General features: G+C 71.5%; 4 protein-coding genes. All 4 read right to left on the bottom strand.

Going from position 1 to position 3,752, the window contains the following annotated elements:
• Positions 1 to 868, bottom strand: an 868-nt coding sequence (gene ribD / locus WA944_RS26675; RefSeq protein ID WP_526647507.1) for a bifunctional diaminohydroxyphosphoribosylaminopyrimidine deaminase/5-amino-6-(5-phosphoribosylamino)uracil reductase RibD, incomplete at its 3' end; no start/stop codon positions are given.
• Positions 865 to 1,554: a ribulose-phosphate 3-epimerase gene (gene rpe, locus WA944_RS26670; RefSeq protein ID WP_526610132.1), complete on the bottom strand. Its 690-nt coding sequence runs from the start codon at positions 1,552 to 1,554 to the stop codon at positions 865 to 867. The genes rpe and ribD, both read right to left, overlap by 4 nt.
• A 5-nt stretch (positions 1,555 to 1,559) precedes the next feature.
• A complete protein-coding gene (locus WA944_RS26665) occupies positions 1,560 to 2,945 on the bottom strand; it encodes an RsmB/NOP family class I SAM-dependent RNA methyltransferase (protein WP_163890297.1) in 1,386 nt (461 codons plus the stop codon).
• The coding region (locus WA944_RS26660; RefSeq protein ID WP_526647506.1) for a methionyl-tRNA formyltransferase at positions 2,942 to 3,752 on the bottom strand (811 nt) is incomplete at its 5' end. The genes WA944_RS26665 and WA944_RS26660, both read right to left, overlap by 4 nt.

Below are 3,752 nucleotides of genomic sequence, written 5' to 3'. Positions count from 1 at the left end.
GCGCCACGTAGGCCAGAATGCGATCGATCAGACCTGCGCGCAGGAAGGCGCCCGCCAGCGTCGGGCCGCCTTCGAGCAGGACGTCGGTGCGGTCGGCCAGCGCCTTGAGAACCTCGTGCGGGTCGCGGGTGCGGATCACCATCGTCCGGGTGTCGTCGTTGAGAACCTGAGCATCCGGCGATATCTCGCGCATCCCGACCACCACCCGCAACGGCTGGTTGTCGGCCAGGTTGCCGTCGGGAAGCCGGGCGGTCAGCTTCGGGTCGTCGACGAACACGGTGCCGGTGCCGACCAGGATCGCGTCGGCGGCGGCCCGCCTGCGGTGCACGTCGGCGCGGGCGGACTCGCTGGTGATCCACTGGCTCGTCCCGTCGGCAGCGGCACTGCGGCCGTCGACGCTGGTGGCGAATTTCCATGTGACGTGCGGTAATCCGGTGCGCTGCTTGTGCAACCATTCCCGCAGCGGTCCGCCCGCGACGGACTCGGACAACACTCCGGCGGTGACCTCTATGCCGGCTTCGGCAAGCCGGCCGGCGCCGCCTGCGGCAATCGGGTTCGGGTCCGGTAGGGCGTAGACCACCGACGAAACCTGCGCTTCGACAAGGGCGTCGACGCACGGCGGGGTGCGCCCTACGTGGTTGCAGGGCTCCAGGGTGACCACTGCGGTCCCGCCGATCGCCCGCCGACCGGCTCGGCGCAGCGCCAACACCTCGGCGTGGGGTCCACCGGCCGGCGACGTGGCCCCGACACCGGCCACCTCGCCCTCACTGTCCAGGATCACCGCGCCCACAGGCGGATTCGGATAGGTGCGCCCCTTGACCCGGTCGGCCTGCTCGATGGCCGCCCGCATCGCGGCGTCGAGGTTCATAGCGTCAGATGTTTGGATGCGGCCGCGGCCCGACTACGCAGCGCCGCCACCGCGGCAGCGGGGTCCTCGGCGCTGTAGACCGCCGAGCCGGCGACGAAGCAGTCGACCCCGGCCTCGGCGGCCTCTTCGATGGTGTCGTCGTTCACGCCGCCGTCGATCTCGACGACGACCGTCAGTTCGCCCGCGTCGACGAGGCGGCGCAGTGTTCCGACTTTCGGCAGCACCTCGGAGATGAACTTCTGACCGCCGAAACCCGGTTCCACGGACATGATCAGCGCGGTGTCGAAATCCCGGAGGATCTCCAGGTACGGCTCCACCGGGGTGCCCGGCTTGATCGCCAGCCCTGCCTTGGCGCCCGCGGCCCGGATATCCCGGGCCACTGCGCAGGGATCGTCGGTGGCCTCGGCGTGAAAGGTCACGTTGTACGCGCCGGCCTCCGCATAGGGCGGCGCCCACCGCTGCGGGTCGTCGATCATCAGGTGACAGTCCATCGGAATGTCGGTGACCTTCAGCAGCGACTCCACCACGGGAAGACCGAGCGTCAGGTTCGGCACGAAATGGTTGTCCATGACGTCCACGTGCAGCCAGTCGGCACCGCGCACCGCCGCGGTTTCCTCGGCCAGCCTGGCGAAGTCGGCGGCCAGAATCGACGGGGCGATCAGCGGGGCTGACGGCACGGCAGACATGGACGTCAGCCTACTTGCAGCGCGGCCGTGAACATCGCGTCGGTTCCGTGCCGGTGTGGCCAGAGCTGGACGTAGGGGCCGGTCCCCAGGTTTTCGGCCGGGTCGAACAGCGGCCTGGCGTCGAGTGCGTGCACCGGGTGTCGGCGCAGGGCGTCGGCGACCACCCCGACCGTTTCGGCCAGGTGCGGCGAACACGTCGCGTAGAGCACCACGCCGCCGGGCCGGGTCAGCCGGATCGCCGAGGCCAGCAGCTCGCGTTGCAGTCGGCCCAGCGCGGGGACATCGCCGGGTTGGCGGCGCCAGCGGGCTTCGGGACGCCGCCGCAGCGCTCCCAGACCGGTGCAGGGAGCATCGACGAGCACCCGGTCGAAGCCCGGCGCAAAGCCCGGCTCGCGGCCGTCGACGCGGACCACGTCGACCGGCAGACCCCGGGTGTTCTCCTCGACCAGATCAGCGCGCCGCGGCGCCGGTTCCACCGCGGTGACCCGGACGCCCTCGACACCGGCCGCCTGCCCCATCGCGGCCAGCAGCGCCGTCTTGCCCCCGGGTCCCGCACACAGATCCAGCCACCGGCCACCGTCGGCGCCGTCCAGTGGCGCCAGCGTCAACGCCCTCGCCACCAGCTGACTGCCCTCGTCCTGCACCAGCGCCACCCCGTCGCGCACCGCGGCGAGCAACCCCGGGTCCCCACCGCTGAGATGCACCGCGTAGGGCGAATACCGACCGACCGTGCCGTGCACCTGCGCTGCCAGCTCTGCTGCGGTCAGCGCCGTGGGCCTGGCCGCGAGATGCACCTCGGGGCGCGCGTCGTCGCTGGCCAGCAGCTCGGCCAGCTCTCCGGCGTCTTTGCCCAGAGCATCCGCGAAAGCCTGTGCGATCCAGCGCGGATGGGCATGCACGAACGCCAGATGGCCCACCGGATCGGCCGACATCGACGGGGCGAGCTCGTCGACCCAGCTGCCCTCGTCCCTGCGGGCGATCGTCCGCAGCACCCCGTTGACGAAACCTGCGCGCGCGGTGTCGAATTCGATACCGGCCTGTTCCACGGTCGTCGACACCGCGGCATGCTGTTCGACCCGGGTGCGCAGCAACTGGTAGGAGCCCAACCGAAGCAGATCGAGCAACACCGGATCGATCCTGTCGATGGGGCGACCCGCGGCGTGCGCGATCACCGCGTCCAGCAGGCCCCTGGTGCGGCAGGTGCCGTAGGTCAGCTCGGTCGCGAACGCGGCGTCCCGGCCGTGCAGGCCGCGTTCCCGCAGCGTGGCCGGCAGCGCCAGGTTGGCGTAGGCGTCCTGCTCGGAGACGGCTCGCAACACGTCGAAGGCCGCCCGGCGGGCCGGGTCGAGCTCTTGGCGTCGTGCCGGGCGCCGCTTGCCTGGTCCGGTCACCGAGCGTGTTCGCTCTCGTCCAGGCGGGCACCGCGGGCCCAGTCCGCTGCCGGCATCAACTTCTTGCCGGGCGGCTGGATCCGCTCCAGCTGCACCGGCGTCGATCCGGTGCCCACCCGCACACCGTCACGGGTCACCCGAATCTGCCCCGGCTGCAACGGTTCCGGCTCGTCGTGAACAACTGACACCGGCGCCACCTTGACCCGCAGATCACCGATCATGGTCCAGGCACCGGGCTGGGGGGTGACGGCGCGGATCCGACGCTCGACGACATGAGCGGGCAGCTCCCAGCGGATCCGGGCCTCGTCGACGGTGATCTTGGGTGCGACGGTGACGCCCTCGGAGGGCTGCGGCACCGCGGTCAGGATGCCGTCGGCGATCCCGTCGAGGGTCGACTCCAGCAGGGCTGCACCTGAGACCGACAGCCGGTCCAACAGGGCCCCGGCGGTGTCGGTGGGCCGGATCGTCTCGGTGACCACCCCGTACACCGGCCCAGAGTCCAGGCTGCGTTCGATCTGGAACGTGGTGGCACCGGTCACCGAGTCGCCCGCGGCGATCGCCGCCTGGACCGGGGCCGCACCGCGCCACGCAGGCAGCAACGAGAAGTGCAGGTTGATCCAGCCGCGGGCGGGCACGGCGAGCAGGTCGTTACCGAGCAGCGCGCCGTAGGCCACCACCGCGCAGCAGTCCGGCGCCAACTCGGCAAGTTCGGCGACGAACTCGGCGGTGTTGGGGCGCGCGGGCCGCAGCACCGCGATGCCGGCGTCGAGCGCGAGTTGCGCCACCGGCGACGGCGCCGGGCGTCCG

The sequence above is a fragment of the Mycobacterium sp. genome (genome assembly GCF_049683355.1).
Lineage (GTDB): Bacteria > Actinomycetota > Actinomycetes > Mycobacteriales > Mycobacteriaceae > Mycobacterium.
This window is presented reverse-complemented; position numbering and strand designations above follow the sequence as displayed.

Excerpts from the sequence above, each read along its gene's own strand:
- rpe (WP_526610132.1), bottom strand. The coding sequence starts at position 1,554 with ATGTCTGCCGTGCCGTCAGCCCCGCTGATCGCCCCGTCGATTCTGGCC.